Below are 15,964 nucleotides of genomic sequence, written 5' to 3'. Positions count from 1 at the left end.
GACATGGCGGACACCCAGCCCCCCGCCCGCCTCATCCACCACTGACATTCGCCCCAATCGCCACTACCTAATCCCCAGACATGGCTTTTTCCTCCTCCCCCTTCGCCTCCGAGCGCGCACCGTCCGATCGCGTGCCTGGCGCCGGCGTCACTGCGGTGCTCGGACCGACCAACACCGGCAAGACCCATCTCGCCATCGAGCGGATGCTCGCGCATCCCTCCGGCATGATCGGCCTGCCGCTGCGCCTGCTCGCGCGCGAGGTCTACAACAAGATCGCCGCCAGGGCCGGCGAGGCCAGCGTCGCGCTCGTCACCGGCGAGGAGAAGATCAAGCCGAAGAACCCGCGCTATTGGGTCTCCACCGTCGAGGCGATGCCGCGCGACCTCGACGTCTCCTTCCTCGCCGTCGACGAGGTCCAGATCGCCGCCGATCTCGAGCGCGGCCACGTCTTCACCGATCGCATCCTCAACCGCCGCGGCCGCGACGAGACGCTGCTGCTCGGGGCTGCGACGATGCGCCCGATCATCGAGCGCCTGTTGCCGGGCGTGTCCATGATCACGCGTCCCAGGCTGTCGCAGCTCGAATTCGCCGGCGACCGCAAGATCACGCGCCAGCCGCGCCGCACCGCCATCGTCGCGTTCTCCGCCGATGAAGTCTACGCCATCGCCGAGCTGATCCGCCGCCAGCACGGCGGCGCCGCCGTGGTGCTGGGATCGCTGTCGCCCCGCACCAGAAACGCGCAGGTGGCGATGTTCCAGAACGGCGATGTCGACTATCTCGTCGCCACCGACGCCGTCGGCATGGGCCTCAATCTCGACGTCGACCATGTCGCCTTCGCCTCCGACCGCAAGTTCGACGGCTACCAGTTCCGCCGCCTGACGCCGGCCGAGTTCGCGCAAGTCGCCGGCCGTGCCGGCCGCGCCACCCGCAACGGCACCTTCGGCACCACGGGCCGCTGCGCGCCGTTCGAGCCCGAGCTCGTCAACGCGCTGCAGAACCACACCTTCGATCCGGTGAAGGTGCTGCAATGGCGCAATTCGAAGCTGGATTTCTCCTCGCTCGGCGCGCTCCAGGTGTCGCTGAACCTCGCCCCCGGCCACGAGGCGCTGACGCGCGCGCCCATCGCCGAGGACATGCGCGTGCTCGACCACGCCGCCCGCGACGGCGAGGTGCGCGATATCGCGCATGGCAAGGCCGCCGTGGAACGGCTCTGGGAAACCTGCCAGGTCCCGGACTACAGAAAGCTGTCGCCGGCCGCCCATGCCGAGCTGGTGACGACGCTGTACGGCTTCCTGATGCGGAAGGGCTGCATTCCCGATTCCTGGTTCGAGTCCCAGGTCACCCAGGCCGACCGCATCGACGGCGATATCGACACGCTGTCGGCCCGAATCGCGCAAATCCGCACCTGGACCTTCGTCGCCAACCGCCCGGACTGGCTGAGAGACCCCGAACGCTGGCAGGGGATCGCGCGGGAGGTCGAAAATAAATTATCGGATGCGCTCCATGAACGCTTGACTGAGCGTTTCGTTGATCGCCGGACCAGTGTATTGATGCGCCGCCTGCGGGAGAACACGAGCTTGAATACTGAAATCGGCAAGACCGGCGAAGTCATCGTCGAAGGCCATGTCATCGGCCGCCTCGACGGCTTCACCTTTGCACCGGATGCTGCGGAAGCGGGCTCCGATGCGAAAGCCTTGCAGGCCGCAGCGCAAGCGGTGCTCGCCGGCGAGATCAACGCGCGCGCCGAGAAGCTCGGCAACGCGCCGGACGAGCAGTTCGTGCTGACCTCCGAAGGCATCATCCGCTGGACCGGCGATGCCGTGGCGCGGCTGTCTGCCGCAGACGACGCGCTGCATCCGCGCATCCGCATCATCTCCGACGAGCGCCTGACCGGCGGTCCCCGCGACAAGGTGCAGGCGCGGCTCGAGCTCTGGGTCAAGACGCATATCGAGAAGCTGCTCGGGCCGATGTTCGAGCTGTCGAAGGCCGAGGACGTCACCGGCATTGCCCGCGGCATCGCCTATCAGCTGGTCGAGGCGCTCGGCGTGCTTGAGCGCCCGAAGATCGCCAGCGAGCTGAAGGATCTCGACCAGTCCTCGCGCGCGACCTTGCGGAAATACGGCGTCCGCTTCGGCGCCTACCACATCTATTTCCCCGGCCTGCTCAAGCCCGCCGCGCGTGCACTCGCCGCGCTGCTCTGGGCGCTGAAGCAGGACAATGTCGATCTCTCCGCGCTCTCGGGCGCGCAGCATCTGGCGTCGTCGGGCCGCACCTCGTTCCCGGTCGACAAGCAGCTGCCGCGCGATGCCTATCGCGTGCTCGGCTACAAGCAGGCCGGCGAACGCGCCGTGCGCGTCGACATCCTGGAACGCCTCGCCGACCTGATCCGCCCGGCGCTGGCCTGGCGCGAGAATTCGCCCGGCGAAAAGCCCGCCGGCGCATTCGACGGCCGCAGCTTCGTGGTCACGCAGGCGATGACCTCGCTGACGGGATCGGCCGGCGAAGACTTTGCCTCCGTGCTGCGCGCGCTCGGCTATCGCATGGAGAAGCGTCCGCCGCTGCCGCCAAAGCCGGTCGTCGTCGAAACGGTTGCGGCCGAAACGGTCGCGGCCGAAACGCCGCCCGCCGAGGGCAGCGCAGAGACCTCGACCGAGACTTCGACCGAGACCGCGGCGGAGGCCGTTGCCGGCCTGCCGGCGGAGACGACCGCCTCCACCGAAGCCGCTGACCAGGCCGTCACGGTCGAAGACGCGCCCGGCATGGAGCCGCACGACGAGCCCGCTCATGAGGAGCCGGCGCTCGAAGCATCTCCCGAGATCCCCGTCACGCCCGAAGATGCTCCCGGCATTGCGCCGCCGGCAGAAGAGGCTGTGACGTCCCCCGATGCTGCGACGTCCCCCGAGGCTGAGGGGCTCGAAGCCACTCCGGCCGAGACCGCCGCCATCGAAGCCGCTGCCTCGCCCGATGCTGCTGCGCCGGTCGAGGCCGCGGCGACAGCCGCCGAGCTCGTGCTTGTCGAGGTCTGGCGCCCGGCCGGCCGTCACGAGGATCGCAAGCCGCGCCACGAGCGCCATCGCCACCAGCGTCACCACAATCAGCGTTCGCGGCCCGGCGCTGAGGCTGGCGCTGCGCCCGATGCAGCGAGCGCCGCGCCCGGCGAAGCAGCCGACGGCGCGAAGCCGGGCCATCGTCACGGCGGCGGTCGCCGCGATGGCGGCAGGGACTTCCGCAAGGCGCGCGAAGGCGCAGCGGACGGCACGCCGCGTCCCGAGGGCCGCGACGACAGGAATCGTCGTTTCGAGGGCAAGGGCGGCGACAAGGATCGCAACCGCGACAAGGGCAAGTTCGGTGGAGACCGCGACAAGGGCCGCGACAACCGTGGCCGTGACCGCGACAAGGGCCGCGACCGCCAGGGTGGACCGTCGCTCCGTCCCTACGCCTCGAGCGCAGGCCCCCGCGAGCGCGACCGCCCGGCCGATCCGAACTCGCCCTTCGCCAAGCTTGCCGCGCTGAAGGAGCAGCTGTCCGGCCGGAAGGAGTAACGTCGCGTTTTCAGGCGAAGTGCGGAGCTGTTCGCGTGAAGACAATGCGTCGGAAGGAGCAAGGAGTAGAGTCACGACGACCGAGCGGCAGCGCCTCGACAAATGGCTGTGGCATGCGCGGGTGGTGAAGGCGCGCACCTCCGCCGCCGAGCTCGTCGTCACCGGCCATGTCCGCATCAACGGCGCGCGCGAGACCTCGCCGGGGCATGCCGTCAAGATCGGCGACGTGCTCACCGTCGCGCTCGATCGCACGGTGCGCGTCCTGAAGGTGACGGGCTTCAACGAACGCCGCGGCGATGCTGCCTCGGCACGGGTGCTCTATGAGGAGCTCGGGACGCGCAATTAATTGCGCTATGTATTCATTTCTTGGTCGATCAAACGGCGCAAAGCCGTCATGATCGGCCTTCCCGATCTTGCAGCGCCGGGCCATCCGCGCTACGCAAGCCACGACTTTTAAAAGAGCTTTTCGGAGCGTTGGATGACTTACGTCGTCACTGAAAACTGCATCAAGTGCAAGTACACCGACTGCGTCGAGGTCTGCCCGGTCGACTGCTTCTACGAAGGCGACAACATGCTGGTCATCCACCCCGACGAGTGCATCGATTGCGGCGTGTGCGAGCCGGAATGCCCCGCCGACGCCATTAAGCCGGACACGGAACCGGGCCTGGAAAAGTGGCTCCAGGTCAACGCCGACTACGCCAAGAGCTGGCCCAACATCACCCAGAAGAAAGAATCGCCCGCCGACGCCAAGGAATTCGACGGCTTGGAAGGCAAGTTCGAGAAATATTTTTCTCCGAACCCGGGCTCGGGGGACTAATTCGCGCCCAAACTTAACCCTAATAGCGCCGCTGCCGCCGAAAACCAGCCCTCAAGACCCCTAAATCATTGATTTTTGCGGGAAATGTGCTATATTGAGCACATTAAGCCGAACCCCGTCAGCCCGTTTGGCCCCTCAGGGTTCCCGTGAAACCAAATGTCGAACAGGGGCGTGGCAGTTTCCGCGCGCAGGCTGTGTCACAGAAAACGCGTAAAAAGAGTACTTCAGCGAGGGCTTCCCATAAGGAGGCCAAAAAAGTCGCCGCGGCCAGCCGTAGCGCATCCAAGGGTCGGACCGCGACGAAGGCGCCGGCTGCAAAGTCCTCGAAGAACAAAAGAAGCGCAATGCCTAACAAGACTGCCAAACCGGCCGCGAAAGCGACCGCTGCCAAGCCTTCTGCCGCCAAGCCTGTGACTGCAAAGCCGGTAACTGCCAAGGCTCCCGCTGCCGCTGCCAAGCCCGTGACGAAGGCTCCTGTTGCTGCTGCGCCTGCCAAGGCTCCCGCCGTCACAAAGCCGGCTGCCAAGCCCGCTGCTGCGCCGAAGGTCGAGGAAAAGAAGGTCGTGACCCAGCGTCAGGGCTTCAAGGCCAACGAGTTCGTCGTCTATCCCGCTCACGGCGTCGGCCAGATCCTGGCCATCGAGGAGCAGGAGATCGCCGGTGCGAAGCTCGAGCTGTTCGTCATCAACTTCATCAAGGACAAGATGACGCTGCGCGTGCCCACCGCCAAGGTCGCCAATGTCGGGATGCGCAAGCTGTCCGATCCGGCGCTGGTCAAGAAGGCGCTGGAGACGCTCAAGGGCCGCGCCCGCGTCAAGCGCACCATGTGGTCGCGCCGCGCCCAGGAATACGAAGCGAAGATCAATTCGGGCGACATCGTCGCGATCGCGGAAGTCGTGCGCGACCTCTATCGCTCGGAGTCGCAGCCGGAGCAGTCCTACAGCGAACGTCAGCTCTATGAAGCGGCGCTCGACCGTCTCTCCCGCGAGATCGCGGTGGTGCAGCACTCGACCGAGACCGAAGCGGTCAAGGAGATCGAAGCCCAGCTCGCCAAGAGCCCGCGCCGCAACGCCAAGGCGGAAGCCGCCGAGGGCGAAGCCGACGCGGATGCCGAGGGTGAGACGGACGATACCGATGGCGACGACACCACCGTCGCCGACGAGGCGGCGTAAGCCCCGCGTCGAACGCAAGAGATCAGAAGCCCGGCCGTTCGGCCGGGCTTTTTGTTTGGGGACCGTCATCTGGAACGACCGGAGCTTTGCGCAAAGGCATCTCAACAAATTCGATGTCGTCCCGGCGAACGCCGGAACCCATAACCCCAGGGAGAAATTTGACGAAGATTAGTCGTTCGGTACGCCTACCGATCGCAACGATAGATTCCGCGGTATGGGTCCCGGCGTTCGCCGGGACGACGAGAGGAGAGAGTCTTCGTCAAACGACGCGCGACGCTTTCATCACTTCACCGGCCGCTTCTCGAGCTTCCTTGCCAGCGTCCGCCGGTGCATGCCCAGCCGTCGTGCCGCTTCCGAGATGTTGAACTCGGTCTCGATCAGGGTCTGGTGGATGCGCTCCCATTCCAGCGTCTTGATCGAGGTCGGCCGTGCGTCGAGTGCGACCTCGGCGTTCCCTTCGGCCTTGGTGAAGGCGGCTTCGATGTCATCGGTGTTCGACGGCTTTGCCAGATAGTGGCATGCGCCCAGCTTGATCGCTTCGACGGCGGTGGAGATGCTGGCAAAGCCGGTCAGCACCACGATCAGCATGTCCGGATCATGCGTGTGCAAGAGCTCGACGCAGGCAAGGCCCGAGGCGCCGCCGAGCTTGAGGTCGACCACGGCGTGGCCGAATGAGCGTTGCTCCAGCACCTGGCGCACCTCCTCGATCGTGGCGGCGAGAACGACCTCGTAGCCGCGGCGCTCGAACGAGCGCTTCAGCGTGCGCGCGAAGCCGGCGTCGTCCTCGACGACGATGAGCGAGCGGTCAGGCGTCAAAATTCCCTCCGATCGCGAGCGTTGCGAGCGGCAACGTCAGACGCACCGTGGCGCCGCGCTTCCTGTGGTTCTCGGCAGTCACGGTGCCCCCCAATTTGCGTACGACGTTCACCACCAGGAACAGGCCGAGCCCGCCGCCGGCGCGCCCCTTGCTCGAGTGGTAGGGCTTGCCGAGCTGCGCCAGCATCTCCGGCGCAAAACCCGGGCCACGGTCACTGATCGACAGCACCAGATTGTCGCCTTCGCGCTCGGCCACGAGCTCGACCCAGTCGCGCGAGACCTCATAGGCATTGTCGAGCACGTTGAAGATCACCTGCTTCAACGCGACGTCGGAGACGATCGCTACGTCCTCGCCGAACGTATTGACGAAGTAGAGCGTGCGGGCCGAGCGCGCGTTGCGCCACTCTTCGACCAGTGCCGTGACGAAGGCCGTCACCGTCGTCGGCGAGGAGCCTTCGCCGCGCGCTTCGCCCGCCGACACCAGGATCCCCGTGACGATCGATTTGCAGCGTTGCAGCGAGGTTTCCATCTCCGCGAGGTCCTCGGCGAGCTCCTGATCGGCGGCGAGATCCGGCATGCGACGCCAGTCGCTGAGGATCACCGAGAGCGAGGCCAGCGGCGTGCCGAGCTCATGTGCCGCGCCGGAGGCGAGCAGGCCCATGCGCACGATGTGGTCCTGCTCGGCGGCATTCTGACGCAGCGCCGCCAGGTGCGCATCGCGCTCACGCAGATTCCTGTTGATGCGGGTGACGAACACCACCAGCAGCACGGCGTTGAGCACGAAGCCGAGCAGCATGCCTGTTACGGTGAGGGTATAGGTCTCGCTCAGCGGATTGGGCGGCAGGTCGAGCGGCCGGTGGGCCAATGTCAGCCAGACGAAGCTCGCGCAGCTCAGTGCGACCAGCGACCAGGTCGAGCGGGCATCGAGCAGCACCGCGCCCAGCGTCACCTGGAGCAGGAACAGCGAGGTGAAGGGATTGGTGGCGCCGCCTGAGAGATAGAGCTGCGCGGTCAGCGCGGCGACGTCCAGCATCAGGGCGACCAGGAGCTCGTTATTGGTGATCGCGGCGCGATGGCGCACCCAGACCAGGCTGGACACGTTGAGCAGCACCAGCGCGCCGATGACCGCACCCATCCGCTCCAATGGCAGGGGGATGCCGAGACCAAAATGCACGGCGCCGATGGTCACGATCTGGCCGACCACCGCGGTCCAGCGCAGCTGGATCAACAGCGCCATGTTCTTGCGGTTGGTCTCGTCGTCGGTCGGAGCGGTGCCGATCAGCTCGCTGCGCGCATCGGCCTGCGACTGCAGCGTGACGGCGAGCCCGTCACGCGCAAGCGTCTGGGAAAGCGTTTTCCCGTCGTCAGGTCGGCTCGACGATCGTTCCAGCATCTGATCCCGTCCTGCGGGCGACGGCGTCCGAGCCGCCGGCCCTTTCGTGGACGAAGCGCTTGCGGCGGAACAGCCCGCCGCCGAACGTGACGAAGAGTTTACCGGCCAGCATGAAAGCCAGGGCAAACCACGTCAGCGCGTAGATCAGGTGGTTATTGGGAAAGCGGATCACGGTCAATCCGCCGATCGGACCGCCGGCGATTTGTGATCCGGCGTCGGCATCGACGAAGAAGGGCGCGACGTCGTGAAGGCCGCGTGCCGCCGCAATCGCGGCGACGTCGCGTGAGTACCAGCGGTTGTGCTGGGGTGCGTTGTCCCGGAGAAATCCGCCCTCCGGCTCCGTCATGCGGATCAGGCCGGTGATCTCGACCTGGCCGTCGGGATTGCCGTCCCTGCGCGTCGATGCGTCGCGCCGCTCGGACGGCACGAAGCCGCGATTGATCAGCACCAGCGTGCCGTCGCTGCGCTTCAGCGGCGTCAGCACCCAATAGCCCGGACCTTCCTCGGTGACAGCCTGAACCAGAGTCTCGCGGTCATGCAGGAAGCGGCCGCTGACGCGGACGTGCCTGTATTCGTCGTTCGCGGCGCTGATGGTGGGCCATGACGCGGGCGAGGGAACCGGCTGCGCCGGGGCATGAACGCGCTGCTCGACGCGGTCGATCAGCGCAAGCTTCCAGGCCCGGCGTTCGATCTGCCAAACTCCGAGCGCGACGAGAATTGCAAAGGCGATGAGCAAGAGGGCCGTGAGCCACAAGGAGGGGGCGCGCACAGCCTCGCTGCGCTCTCCCCCTGGCTTGCTCGTCACGGTCCCGGTCTTGCTCACCTCGGAGCCTCGCTCAGTTCATTCCCGGCATCTGGTGCACCGGCATCATGTTGCTGTTGAGGTGGCTCATCACCCACAGCGAACCGGACAGCGCGATCACCACCATCACGATGGTGAAGATCAGCGCCATCATGCTCCAGCCGTTCTCGGAGGTCGTGTTCATGTGCAGGAAGTAGATCATGTGCACGACGATCTGAACGACCGCGAAGGCCATGATGACCAGCGCGGTGATCTGCTTGCTCGGAAGCGCCCCGCTCATCACCAGCCAGAACGGGATCGCGGTGAGCACCACCGAGAGCACGAAGCCGAGCAGATAGGTCGAGAACGTGCCGTGGGCGTGGCCGTCGCCATGGTGATGATGGTCCGCGTGGGCGGCGTGGGTATCGGTGTTCATCGCAGAACTCCCAGGAGATAGACGAAGGTGAAGACGCCGATCCAGACCACGTCGAGGAAGTGCCAGAACATCGACAGGCACATCAGGCGGCGGCGGTTGGCCTCGATCAGGCCGAACTTCTGGACCTGCACCATCAGCGTCACGAGCCAGATCAGGCCGCACGAAACGTGCAGGCCGTGGGTGCCGACCAAGGTGAAGAAGGCCGACAGGAAGGCACTGCGCTGCGGCGTGGCACCCTCGTGGATCATGTGGGCGAACTCGAAGAGCTCGATGCCGATGAAGGCGAGGCCGAACAGGCCGGTGATCGCCAGCCAGACTTGCGTCTGCGCGACCTTGTTCTGCTGCATCGTCAGCATCGCAAAGCCGTAGGTGATCGACGACAGCAGCAGCATCGAGGTGTTCACCGCGACCAGGTTCAGGTCGAACAGGTCCTTCGGGGCGGGGCCGGCGGCATAATTGCCGCCGAGCACGCCGTAGGTGGCGAACAGGATCGCGAAGATGAGACAGTCGCTCATCAGGTAGATCCAGAAGCCGAGCGCGGTGCTCCAGCCTTCCGGATGCGGATGTTCGTCGGCGAGATAGAAGAGCGGCTCGCCGGTTTGCGAGGGATTGACAGCGACAGTCATTTACTTGGCTCCGGCGAGCAGTTTGGTGCGCGAATCCTCCGTCCGGATGATGTCTTCAGCCGGAATGTCGAAGTCGCGGTGATAGTTGAAGGTATGGCCGATCCCGACGGCGAGCATCGCGATGAAGCTCGCGGCCGCCAGCCACCACATGTACCAGATCAGGCCGAAACCCATCGCAGTGGCAAGGCCGGCGAGGATGATGCCGGTGCCGGTGCTGCTGGGCATGTGGATCGGCTTGAACCCGGTGAGCGGACGCTGATAACCGCGCTTCTTCATGTCCCACCACGCGTCATTGTCGTGAACGACCGGGGTGAAGGCGAAGTTGTAGTCCGGCGGGGGCGAGGAGGTCGCCCATTCCAGCGTACGCGCGTCCCAGGGATCGCCGGTGACGTCCTTGAGCTGCTCGCGCTTGAGCAGACTGACCGCGAACTGCATCAGCATGGAGAGGATGCCGATGAAGATGAAGAGGGCACCGATCGCGGCGATGACGAACCAGATCTGAAGCGAGGGATCTTCGAACACGCGCAGGCGGCGGGTCACGCCCATCAGTCCGAGCACGTAGAGCGGCATGAAGGCGAGATAGAAGCCGGTGACCCAGAACCAGAACGACATCTTGCCCCAGAACGGATCGAGCTTGAAGCCGAACGCCTTCGGGAACCAGTAGTTGATACCGGCGAACGCGCCGAACACCACGCCGCCGATGATCACGTTGTGGAAGTGCGCGATCAGGAACAGGCTGTTGTGCAGGACGAAGTCGGCCGGCGGCACCGCGAGCAGAACGCCGGTCATGCCGCCGATCACGAAGGTCAGCATGAAGGCGATCGTCCACATCATCGGCAGTTCGTAGCGGATGCGGCCGCGATACATCGTGAACAGCCAGTTGAACATCTTCGCGCCCGTCGGGATCGAGATGATCATCGTGGTGATGCCGAAGAACGAATTGACGCTGGCGCCCGAACCCATCGTGAAGAAATGGTGCAGCCACACCAGGTACGACAGGATGGTGATGACGACCGTGGCGTAGACCATCGAGGTGTAGCCGAACAGCCGCTTGCCCGAGAAGGTCGAGGTGACCTCGGAGAAGATGCCGAACGCCGGGAGAACCAGGATGTAGACCTCGGGGTGGCCCCAGATCCAGATCAGGTTCACGTACATCATCGGGCTGCCGCCGAAATCGTTCGTGAAGAAGTTGGTGCCGACGTAGCGGTCGAGCGAGAGCAGCGCGAGCACGACGGTCAGGACCGGGAAGGAGGCGACGATCAGGACGTTGGTGCAGAGCGAGGTCCAGGTGAACACCGGCATCTTCATCATCGTCATGCCGGGGCACCGCAGCTTGACGATGGTACAGATCAGGTTGATGCCGGATAGCGTCGTTCCGACGCCGGCGACCTGCAGCGCCCAGATGTAATAGTCGACGCCGACATCGGGACTGTAGCCGATGTTCGAGAGCGGCGGATACGCCAGCCAGCCGGTGCGGGCGAATTCGCCGATGAACAGCGAGGCCATCACCAGCACCGCGCCGCCGACCGTCATCCAGAAGCTGAAATTGTTCAGGAACGGGAACGACACGTCGCGTGCGCCGATCTGGAGCGGCACGACATAGTTCATCAGGCCCGTGACCAGCGGCATCGCCACGAAGAAGATCATGATCACGCCGTGGGCGGTGAAGACCTGGTCGTAGTGATGGGCGTTGAGATAGCCTTCGGAGCCGCCAAAGGCGAGCATCTGCTGGCCGCGCATCATCAGCGCGTCGGCAAAGCCGCGCAGCAGCATCACGATGCCGAGGATCATGTACATGATGCCGATGCGCTTGTGGTCCACCGTGGTGAACCACTCGCGCCAGAGATAGCCCCAGAGACGGAAATAGGTGAGGCCGCCGAGCAGCGCGGCGCCGCCGAGCGCGACCACCACGAAAGTGCCGACGACGATCGGCTCGTGCAGCGGCAGTGACTCGAAGGTGAGCCGGCCGAAGATGAGCCGGCCGAAGATGAGCTTGAGAAAATCAGGAGACATGCTGGATCTCTGCTAGGAGTCTGACTTCGGACGCTGTCCGAGGAAGAAGGACGAGGACTTGAGCGGCGTGAACGACGGCCGCTTCAGGCCGGCGCCGATGAGCGGCATGGTGTCGGTCGGGGCCGCGATCGAGGCGGTGGTCTTGCCCTGCGGCGCATCCGGCGTGCAGGTGCCGGCGACGAAGCTCGGCTCCGGCCCAAACGCGGTGCCGCGGCGGGCGTATTTGTCGTAGGCCAGGGGCAGCGTGTTGTTCAGGCCCTGATGGCCGGCGCCGCCCTTGGCGTCGATCGCCATCATCTCGCTCTGGCACATCTTGCCGGTCTCGACGCACATATTGAGGATCAGGCGGTAGAGATCGGCATCGACGGTGCCCCAGCGCCGCACCGGCTCGTTCTGACTGGGCTTTTCGAGCTGGAGATATTCGGCGCGTCCGAGCGAGCCGCCGGCCGACTTGGCGCTGGCGATCCAGGCGTCAAAGCCCTTGTCGTCGAGGCCCTGGAAGTTGAAGTGCATGCCGGAGAAGCCGGCGCCGCTGTAATTCGCCGAGAACCCCTTGTAGGTGCCGGGGTGGTTGACGACGGCGTGGAGCTTGGTCTCCATGCCCGGCATTGCGTAGATCTGGCCGGCGAGCGCGGGGATGTAGAACGAGTTCATCACCGAGGAGGCGGTGATGCGGAAGTTGATCCGACGATCGACGGGCGCGGCCAACTCGTTGACGGTCGCAATGCCGTAGCCCGGATAGATGAAGAGCCACTTCCAGTCGAGCGCGACGACATCGACCTCGAGCGGGGCCTTGGACTGGTCCACGGCGCGGTCGGCATGAATGCGGCCGAGCGTGCGGTACGGATCGAGCAGATGCGTGCCCATCCAGGTCAGCGCGCCCAGGCAGACGATGATCAGCAGCGGCGCCGACCAGATCACCAGCTCAAGCTTGGTCGAGTGGTCCCATTCCGGCTCGTAGCGAGCGGCCGTGTTGGACTGGCGGTAGCGCCAGGCGAACAGCGCCGTCAGCGCCATCACGGGGAGGACGATCAGGAGCATCAGGACGGTGGAGATGATGACGAGGTCGCGCTGCTGGGCAGCGATGTCGCCGGCTGGCGCCAGCACGACGTAGTTGCAGCCGCTGAGTGCAACTGCCAGGGGTAGTAGCGCCAGGATCTTGAGACGAGACACGGGCCGAGCCTTTGAGAATGAGTTTCCTTTGCGGGGGCAACGGGTAGCTGCGATGCAACAATCCGGACATTGGACAATTTGTCCAATGTTGCAGTGCGGAATGTTGGGACAGACAGAACCGGATTGCCTGGCCTTCAGCCGGGCGGTCGGCTTTGGTTTTCAGGACGTTAAGGGCGCACGAATGGCGACGGCACAGACCCCCGCAATGGCAGACCTCCACACGGGCGAGCATGGCCACGACCAGGCCAGTCCAGGCGAGATCGCTATCGGCGTCATCATCGGCCGCACCTCGGAATTCTTCGACTTCTTCGTCTTCGCGATCGCCTCGGTGATCGTGTTCCCGCGCCTGGTGTTTCCGTTCGCGAGCGAACTGACCGGCACGCTTTATTCGTTCATGATCTTCGCGCTGGCCTTCATGGCCCGGCCGATCGGCACCGTCATTTTCATGACGATCGACCGGGAATACGGCAAGACGGCCAAGCTGATCTCGGCGCTGTTCCTGCTCGGCACCGCCACCGTCGCGCTCGCGTTCCTGCCCGGCTATCACGAGATCGGCGTTGCCGCGATCTGGCTGCTGGCGCTGGCGCGCATCGCGCAGGGTCTGGCCTGGGGCGGCGCCTGGGACGGCATGGCTTCGCTGCTGGCGCTGAATGCACCGGCTTCCCAGCGCGGCTGGTACGCGATGGTGCCGCAGCTCGGCGCACCGCTGGGCCTGATCGTGGCGAGCGCGCTGTTCGCCTATTTCGCCGGCCTCCTCTCGGCCGATGATTTCTTCGACTGGGGCTGGCGCTACCCGTTCTTCGTCGCCTTCGCCATCAACGTCGTGGCGCTGTTCGCGCGCCTGCGCATGGTGACGACGGAAGAATACGCCTCGCTGTTCGAGAGCCGCGAATTGCAGCCCTCGCGCATCTCCGAGACGGTCGCGCGCGAAGGCCAGAACATCATGCTCGGGGCCTTCGCGCCGCTGGCGAGCTTTGCGCTGTTCCACATGGTCACGGTGTTTCCGCTGTCCTGGGTGTTCCTGTTCACCCGCGAGAGCCCGGTGCGCTTCCTGATCATCGAGATCGTCGCCGCCATGTTCGGTGTCGCCGCGATCGTGATCTCCGGGATCATCGCCGACCGCGTCGGCCGCAAATCGCTGCTGATGGGATCGGCGATCGCGATCGCTATCTATAGCGGCTTTGCCCCGCAGCTGCTTGATGCCGGCGCGTTCGGAGAGACCATCTACATGGTGATCGGCTTCATCCTGCTCGGCCTCTCCTTTGGCCAGTCCTCCGGTGCAATCGCCTCGAACTTCCGGCAGACGTACCGCTACACGGCTTCGGCATTGACCTCCGACATGGCCTGGCTGTTCGGCGCCGGCTTTGCCCCGCTGGTGGCGCTGCTGCTCGCCACCAATCTCGGCGTCATCGCTTCGGGTGCGTATCTGCTCTCGGGCGCGTTCTGGACCCTGCTCGCGCTCTGGCTCAGCGGCCAGCGTGAGGCCGGCGACATGGACGCGGGGCGCTGATTGGCGCGCAGACGGCTTCCTCCTACTCAAGTCGTCGTCCCGGACAAGCGCAGCTCCAGACAACGCGCAGCGTTGTCTGGAGCGGAGCGCCGATCCGGGACCCATAATCCCGGCGAGGGGTTATGGAGCTGGTTGAGCACTCCGAAGTCTTCGCCAAATCAAATCCCGTGGCCATGGGTCCCGGATCTGCGCTGACGCTTGTCCGGGACGACAGCGGAATGTGTTGCTCCAGATCCCGGGTTCGCGCCAAGCGCGCCCCGGGATGACGTGCGCTTAGCGCACGTCAATCCGCCACGATCTTCACGCGATCGCGCACCTTCACCTGGGCGGTGCGATCGAGGCCGTTCAGCACGCGGAAGCGCTCGGCGGGATGATCGACGCCGGCCATGCGGTGGGAGAGCGATTCCACGGTATCGCCGGGCTGCACGGTGATGACCTTGATGCGCAGCGGGCGCGCAGCCTGGATCTCTTCGAGTGTCAGGCGACGGAACGAGTTGACAGTCTCGCGCGCGTTGCGATCGCTCTCGGTCGACCTCTGCCGTGTCGCGAAGATGAAGCGGTAGACGTCGCTGCCGAAGCGCAGCGCATAGACCTTGAACTGCCACTGATCGCCCTTGGCGGTCGCGGACGCTGCCGGAAACCCGTTGATCGTGATATCCTCGGTCGACGCCTTCTCGACGCCTTCCATCCAGCCCGAATTCAGGTAATCGCCGAGCGACTGTTCGGCCGGCACGCGCACCACGTCGAAGCGCATCGCCTGCGCGCCGCCCTCGCGCACGCCGATCACGGCCTGCGCGGTATTGTCGAGCGTGAAATTGTCCGGCGCCTGGAAGGTGAAGCCGAGCTTCGGATGCAGGAAACGCCGGCCGCGGACGAAACCTTCGCTGGGATCTTCGCCATAGACGAGGTTGTCGATCGCGGCGAGATAGCTTTCGCGGTCGCGCTCGGCGCCCTCCGGCGCCGTGTATTGCCGCGCGATATTCTGCGCGTTCTGCACGCGCTCCGGGGTTGCCGGGTGCGACGAGGTGAAATCCTGCGCGCGCGGATCGAGCGAGCTCTTGCCGGCCTTCAGCTCGGCATTGCGCTCCATCGCCGAGAGGAAGCGCGCCGCGCCATAGGGATCGAAATGGGCCTTGGCGGAAATGCCGACCCCGATGCCGTCGGCCTCGATCTCCTGCTTGCGCGAGAAGCTCGCCATGGTGAGCTTGGTCTTGGCCAGCGCCAGCGCGGTAAGATCCGGATCGTTGCTCATGTCGGTGACGACGCGGGTGACGATCGCGGCCTGGCGGGCCTGGTCCTCGCGCATCGCCGCGTGCTTGGACAGCACATGCGCCATCTCGTGGCTGAGCACGGAAGACAATTCGGAGGTGTCGCTGGCGAGCGCGAGCAGGCCGCGCGTGACATAGAGCTGGCCGTTCGGCAGTGCGAACGCGTTCACCGCGCCGGAATTGAGGATGGTGACCTTGTAGCCCTGGTCGGGGCGGTCGGAAGCCGCGACCAGCCGGTCGACGGTCTTGCTGACCAGCGCCTCGAGCTTGGGATCGTCATAGGTGCCGCCATAGCTCGCCAGGATGCGCTCGTGCTCCTTCTCGGTGGCGGGGGTTTGAGCCACGGCGGGCTTCGGCTTCGGCAGCACGACGGTCGCCGGGGCCGCTGCGGTCTGGAACCGGCCCATATCGCCACAA

General features: G+C 65.3%; 13 protein-coding genes. 5 read left to right on the top strand and 8 right to left on the bottom strand.

Annotated elements, in window-relative coordinates; genetic code table 11:
• The first annotated feature begins 80 nt into the window (after positions 1-80).
• From IVB23_RS18820 to IVB23_RS18805, 4 genes are all read left to right on the top strand, one after another.
• Positions 81-3,542 (top strand): helicase-related protein, encoded by a 3,462-nt coding sequence (locus IVB23_RS18820; RefSeq protein ID WP_247804637.1) that lies wholly within the window; start codon positions 81-83, stop codon positions 3,540-3,542.
• A gap of 121 nt (positions 3,543-3,663) precedes the next feature.
• Positions 3,664-3,888 carry a S4 domain-containing protein gene (locus IVB23_RS18815; protein WP_061882605.1) on the top strand — a complete coding sequence of 75 codons (225 nt, stop codon included), beginning with the start codon at positions 3,664-3,666 and terminating at the stop codon, positions 3,886-3,888.
• A gap of 132 nt (positions 3,889-4,020) precedes the next feature.
• Positions 4,021-4,359 carry a ferredoxin FdxA gene (gene fdxA / locus IVB23_RS18810; protein ID WP_247804636.1) on the top strand — a complete coding sequence of 113 codons (339 nt, stop codon included), beginning with the start codon at positions 4,021-4,023 and terminating at the stop codon, positions 4,357-4,359.
• A 344-nt stretch (positions 4,360-4,703) separates the two neighbouring features.
• The gene (locus IVB23_RS18805) at positions 4,704-5,531 is read left to right on the top strand and encodes a CarD family transcriptional regulator (protein ID WP_247804635.1); all 828 of its coding nucleotides are present in this window, start codon (positions 4,704-4,706) and stop codon (positions 5,529-5,531) included.
• A gap of 282 nt (positions 5,532-5,813) precedes the next feature.
• Here IVB23_RS18805 and IVB23_RS18800 read toward each other — a convergent pair whose 3' ends face one another.
• From IVB23_RS18800 to cyoA, 7 genes are read right to left on the bottom strand one after another with little or no spacing between them, the layout of a single operon-like run.
• The gene (locus tag IVB23_RS18800) at positions 5,814-6,347 is read right to left on the bottom strand and encodes a response regulator transcription factor (protein ID WP_061882604.1); all 534 of its coding nucleotides are present in this window, start codon (positions 6,345-6,347) and stop codon (positions 5,814-5,816) included.
• Positions 6,337-7,740 (bottom strand): ATP-binding protein, encoded by a 1,404-nt coding sequence (locus tag IVB23_RS18795; protein WP_197969286.1) that lies wholly within the window; start codon positions 7,738-7,740, stop codon positions 6,337-6,339. Before IVB23_RS18795 ends, IVB23_RS18800 begins: the two co-directional genes overlap by 11 nt.
• Positions 7,712-8,563 (bottom strand): SURF1 family protein, encoded by an 852-nt coding sequence (locus tag IVB23_RS18790; protein WP_247804633.1) that lies wholly within the window; start codon positions 8,561-8,563, stop codon positions 7,712-7,714. Before IVB23_RS18790 ends, IVB23_RS18795 begins: the two co-directional genes overlap by 29 nt.
• Before the next feature lie 13 nt (positions 8,564-8,576).
• Complete coding sequence (gene cyoD / locus IVB23_RS18785) at positions 8,577-8,957, bottom strand: cytochrome o ubiquinol oxidase subunit IV (RefSeq protein ID WP_131872609.1); 381 nt, start codon at positions 8,955-8,957, stop codon at positions 8,577-8,579.
• Positions 8,954-9,583: a cytochrome o ubiquinol oxidase subunit III gene (cyoC, locus tag IVB23_RS18780; RefSeq protein WP_061882600.1), complete on the bottom strand. Its 630-nt coding sequence runs from the start codon at positions 9,581-9,583 to the stop codon at positions 8,954-8,956. Before cyoC ends, cyoD begins: the two co-directional genes overlap by 4 nt.
• Complete coding sequence (gene cyoB / locus IVB23_RS18775) at positions 9,584-11,596, bottom strand: cytochrome o ubiquinol oxidase subunit I (protein WP_247804631.1); 2,013 nt, start codon at positions 11,594-11,596, stop codon at positions 9,584-9,586.
• Positions 11,597-11,608: 12 nt separating this feature from the next.
• Positions 11,609-12,769, bottom strand: coding sequence for a ubiquinol oxidase subunit II (cyoA, locus tag IVB23_RS18770; RefSeq protein ID WP_247804629.1), 1,161 nt, complete (start codon positions 12,767-12,769; stop codon positions 11,609-11,611).
• Between the two features lie 181 nt (positions 12,770-12,950).
• Here cyoA and IVB23_RS18765 point away from each other — a divergent pair, with 181 nt between their 5' ends.
• A complete protein-coding gene (locus tag IVB23_RS18765) occupies positions 12,951-14,279 on the top strand; it encodes an MFS transporter (RefSeq protein ID WP_061882597.1) in 1,329 nt (442 codons plus the stop codon).
• 283 nt (positions 14,280-14,562) lie between these two features.
• On the opposite strand, the gene IVB23_RS18760 is transcribed toward IVB23_RS18765, so the two are convergent.
• Positions 14,563-15,954, bottom strand: a complete 1,392-nt coding sequence (locus IVB23_RS18760) for a M48 family metalloprotease (protein WP_247804932.1) — start codon at positions 15,952-15,954, stop codon at positions 14,563-14,565.
• Between the last annotated feature and the right edge of the window lie 10 nt (positions 15,955-15,964).

Source organism: Bradyrhizobium sp. 191 (assembly GCF_023100985.1).
GTDB classification, from domain to species: domain Bacteria; phylum Pseudomonadota; class Alphaproteobacteria; order Rhizobiales; family Xanthobacteraceae; genus Bradyrhizobium; species Bradyrhizobium diversitatis.
The sequence above is the reverse complement of the archived record's forward strand: the minus strand, read 5'-3'. Positions and strand labels throughout refer to the sequence as shown.

Bases quoted from the DNA above. Each gene is read 5' to 3' on its own strand.
- IVB23_RS18820 (WP_247804637.1), top strand. From the start codon at position 81: ATGGCTTTTTCCTCCTCCCCCTTCGCCTCCGAGCGCGCACCGTCCGAT.
- fdxA (WP_247804636.1), top strand. From the start codon at position 4,021: ATGACTTACGTCGTCACTGAAAACTGCATCAAGTGCAAGTACACCGAC.
- IVB23_RS18805 (WP_247804635.1), top strand. From the start codon at position 4,704: ATGCCTAACAAGACTGCCAAACCGGCCGCGAAAGCGACCGCTGCCAAG.
- IVB23_RS18795 (WP_197969286.1), bottom strand. From the start codon at position 7,740: ATGCTGGAACGATCGTCGAGCCGACCTGACGACGGGAAAACGCTTTCC.
- cyoD (WP_131872609.1), bottom strand. From the start codon at position 8,957: ATGAACACCGATACCCACGCCGCCCACGCGGACCATCATCACCATGGC.
- cyoC (WP_061882600.1), bottom strand. From the start codon at position 9,583: ATGACTGTCGCTGTCAATCCCTCGCAAACCGGCGAGCCGCTCTTCTAT.
- cyoB (WP_247804631.1), bottom strand. From the start codon at position 11,596: ATGTCTCCTGATTTTCTCAAGCTCATCTTCGGCCGGCTCATCTTCGGC.
- IVB23_RS18765 (WP_061882597.1), top strand. From the start codon at position 12,951: ATGGCGACGGCACAGACCCCCGCAATGGCAGACCTCCACACGGGCGAG.
- IVB23_RS18760 (WP_247804932.1), bottom strand. From the start codon at position 15,954: ATGGGCCGGTTCCAGACCGCAGCGGCCCCGGCGACCGTCGTGCTGCCG.